Raw genomic sequence first — 3,882 nt, 5'->3', positions numbered from 1 at the left:
CCAAACCGATGGCGTGTGCAAACCGATCTCCCCAAAGCCACTTCCTGCGATTTGATGCAACACGATTTTAGCCGCCGAGTTGCTGCGAGCGTGACGCCGCTGTGGATTGTCGTTCCGTTCGGCAGCGGGTATCGTTCATGCGTCGTCCCTCGCACTGTCACAACGTCGCTCCCCGCTTTGCTCTAGCGTGTTGCGGATCGTTTTTCTCTCATCATGATGAAGTTCGATGCTGATTGATTGCCACCATCATTTATGGAAGTATTCTGCCGACCAATACGGCTGGATTTCGGACGAAATGTCCCGTTTGAAGCAGGATTTTTGGACCGAGGAATTGCGGCAAATCTCCAGCGAATCGGAGATCACTGGTTTCGTCTCGGTCCAAGCCCGGCAATCGTTAGAAGAAACCGACGACCTGCTTCAGTTCGCAGCAGCGGAGCCTCTCGTTCGCGGTGTCGTGGGCTGGCTGCCGCTTGCAGCCGACGATGTCAACAAATCGTTGGATCGCTATGCCGACGCTGACATGCTGAAAGGAGTTCGACATGTGGTCCAAGACGAACCGGATGACCGATTTCTGTTGGGCAGCAACTTCAATCGTGGCGTCTCACTGCTGAAAGACCGCGGGTTGGTTTACGATATCTTGATCTTTGCTCGTCAATTGCCAGCCGCAGTCGAGTTCGCCAGCCAACATCCCGACCAAGTATTTGTGCTGGACCACGTCGCAAAACCGACGATTAAAAAATCGGAGTTTGACCAGCACTGGGAAACTCATTTTCGGGAATTGGCGCGGCGCGAGAACGTCGCCTGCAAATTTTCGGGCATTGCCACCGAAGTTCGTGATCCCACATGGGATATTGAAACGCTGCGGCCGTATTGGGACATCGCACTGGAATCGTTTGGTCCCAAACGAATGATGTATGCGAGTGATTGGCCTGTTTGTTTGTTGGCCAGCGAGTATACGCGTTGGTTGGGCGTCGTACGTGAGCTGGCGAGTGAATTGTCGCAAGACGAGCAGAACGATTTCTTTGCCAACAACGCGATTCGCGAATACCAACTGTAGAGCCCATTCGCTCTATCCTCAGTCGTCAGCGTTTTCCAAGACCACTTTCCCAACATCTCGTACGGACGATTGCTTACGATGCGTGCCATCCAAATCTCGGAACTCAAAACGTTAAAGCAAGTGGACATCGCCGAGCCCGCTGCACCGGCCGCGGGCGAAGTGCTCGTCCGCACTCATCGGATGGGCGTTTGTGGAACCGATATCAGTTGTTACTTAGGCAAGTTCCCGTTCTTCGATTTTCCGCGGATCCCAGGCCATGAGCTTGGCGTCGAAGTTGTTTCGGTCGGCGATGGCGTTTCCCATGTCAATGCCGGTGATCGCTGCAGCGTCGAACCATACATGAATTGCGGCGAATGTTACGCTTGCCGCCGCGGAGCCATCAATTGTTGTCAAAACCTAAAGGTGATTGGGGTGATGATGGACGGCGGACTGTGTGAATCATTCTTAGTACGGGCGGATAAATTGCATCCGTCGGCTACGTTGTCTTACGATCAATTGGCGCTCGTGGAAACCTTGGCCATCGGATGCCATGCAAATGATCGAGGGGCTCCCGAGACCGGCGATCATGCGTTGATCATCGGGATGGGGCCGATCGGATTGGCGACACTCGAGTTTGCTCGGCTGACCGATGCGACGATTAGCGTGATGGATATGAACCAAGGACGGCTCGATTTTGTTCGCGAGAACTACGGCATCGAAAATACCGTGCTGTTCAAAGGAGATGGCAGCGAAGTCGAGCGAATGAAAGCTTTGACCGGCGGTGACATGTACCAAGTGATCACCGATGCGACCGGCAACAAGTACTCGATGTCAGCCGCGCTGCAATATCTGGCGCCTACCGGACGTCTTGTCTACGTCGGCATCACCACCGACGAATTGAGTTTCAAGCATCCTGTGATGCATCGCCCCGAAGCGACCATTCTGGCTTCTCGCAACGCCCTGCCACCCGATTTCACTCGGATCATCGGGCTGATCGAAGATGGCACGATCAACACCGATCCTTGGATTACGCATCGAACCAGTTTTGAGGGCGTTATTAAAGATTTTGAATCGTTCACCAAGCCCGAAACAGGCGTGATCAAAGCCATCATCGAAGTCGTCTAAAGCAGAAAACGACATGAATTTGTGTGGTCATGAGCCCCGCAATCACATCACGTAGTCATTGTTGTTTGTCGCTCGATGAGACGCCACCCATTCGCAACAGGTTTTTGCGACGGAGGGCGAGGCTGCAGGTGGGAAGAAGGCGAACGCGAAAAACGCGAAAAACGTGACGAAAAGGAAAGCCGACAACCAAGGAGTCATTGGATTGCGGGAAAGATTGTGCCATGCAGCTGGTTGGATTAGACCTGCTGTGCGCGGGGATTGGTACGGGGCGGCCGGTGATTTTCGCCATGATCGCGGCTGATATCGCATAAGTGTGCCGCGGCGGATTTCGATGTCGCCCGGCGTCTCCGACGTCGGAATGACCGCCGATATGAACCTCAAACCTGCCGCCGAATAGGACCGATGGCGAAGCTATTTTTGCTTTTCTGACTTGACACCCTCGTCTTTTCAAACGATTGTTTAAAACAGTTGTTTGAATTTTGGGGATCGAGGGTGATTGCTTGTCTGAATCGAATTCTTCTGTTCCGCCGCAGGACGTGGCGACCGATACTCGCACCCGGCTGCTGATGGCCGCCGGGGCGGTGTTTGCCCATCGCGGATTCAGTCGTGCGACGGTGCGTGAGATTTGCGGCGAAGCGAATGTCAACATTGCCTCGGTGGGATACTACTTTGGCGACAAGCATGGGCTTTATCGCGAGGTCATGGAGTACGTTCGCCAGTCGCGTGAGCATGCGTTTCCGGTTCCGCAGGGGCTCGGCGACGAGCCTCGTTACGACCTGTATTGTCTCGTCCACACCTTGCTATCGCGAATGTTGACCGACGACGAGGGGGGCTGGGAAACCGAGCTGTTTCTACGTGAGATGCAGAATCCCACGGCGGTGTTCTGCGAGATGGTCAATGATTGTTTCCGCCCCATGTTTGATCAGATTCGCAGTGCAGTGTTGTCGATCGTCGATCATCCCGTACCGCAGCACGTGATCGACCAATTGGCGCTCAGTGCGATTGGCCAATGTCTTTATTACCGCGTCAGCAACGGCGTGGTGAAGATTTTAATTCCCGAGTCCGAGCGTGACGAGAACTATGATGTTCGCTCGCTCAGCCATCACATCACCGCAGTGATCTTGGCGTCCGCGCAACAAGCCGCCTTGTTGGACCACAAGTCGCAGCTGAATGAGTTGGTTGAAGCTCGTGCCAATCCCGTCAAAGAGAACCAATAGAACGTCGTATTCATTCAATATTCATCATGACTACTCCTGCTCTTACTAAACATAGCGACGTGACTTTACCACCGTCGTCTGAATCGTCACGACCAATTGACGCAGGACATTCACCGGATCCCTCCGCATCACTCATGAATTCTGACCCCATTTCTCCACCGACATCCCGGCGCGTTTTTACGCCTTCGTGGTTCCTATTCAACTTGATCATTCCGCTTGCGATCGTCGCGGTCGCGGTAGGGACGGTGATCGCGCTTGGCAAGGTGGCTCCGTCCCAGCGTCCGCCCGCCGATGCCAGCTACGCGGGGCGAATGAAATCATTGACGCCGGTGCGAACCGAGCGAGTCAAATCGTTGAGTGATTTTGGTCGACAATTGCAGTTACAGGTCGATGGCACTGTGGTGCCGTATCGCGAAGTGCGTCTGGCCACGGAAGTGGCGGGGAAAATTATCTTTAAATCCGACAAGTGCGAAGCGGGGGCATTTGTCAAAAAAGACGATCTGC

Annotated in this window: 4 protein-coding genes and 1 pseudogene; all 5 read left to right on the top strand. The window is 54.0% G+C overall.

Features of this window, described 5'->3' with window-relative positions; all coding sequences use genetic code 11:
- Positions 1-186, top strand: a 186-nt coding sequence (locus RMSM_RS42490; protein ID WP_236622085.1) for a hypothetical protein, incomplete at its 5' end; no start/stop codon positions are given.
- A 40-nt stretch (positions 187-226) separates the two neighbouring features.
- Complete coding sequence (locus tag RMSM_RS10620) at positions 227-1,057, top strand: amidohydrolase family protein (RefSeq protein WP_008695223.1); 831 nt, start codon at positions 227-229, stop codon at positions 1,055-1,057.
- A 78-nt stretch (positions 1,058-1,135) separates the two neighbouring features.
- Complete coding sequence (locus RMSM_RS10615; RefSeq protein WP_008695222.1) at positions 1,136-2,161, top strand: zinc-binding alcohol dehydrogenase family protein; 1,026 nt, start codon at positions 1,136-1,138, stop codon at positions 2,159-2,161.
- A 500-nt stretch (positions 2,162-2,661) separates the two neighbouring features.
- On the top strand, positions 2,662-3,378 hold the full coding sequence (locus RMSM_RS10610; protein ID WP_144057550.1) for a CerR family C-terminal domain-containing protein: 717 nt from the start codon (positions 2,662-2,664) through the stop codon (positions 3,376-3,378).
- Positions 3,379-3,512: 134 nt separating this feature from the next.
- A pseudogene (locus RMSM_RS10605) lies at positions 3,513-3,882 on the top strand (hemolysin D); the annotation flags it as partial.

Source organism: Rhodopirellula maiorica SM1 (genome assembly GCF_000346295.1).
In the GTDB taxonomy this organism is placed as follows: domain Bacteria; phylum Planctomycetota; class Planctomycetia; order Pirellulales; family Pirellulaceae; genus Novipirellula; species Novipirellula maiorica.
This window is presented reverse-complemented; position numbering and strand designations above follow the sequence as displayed.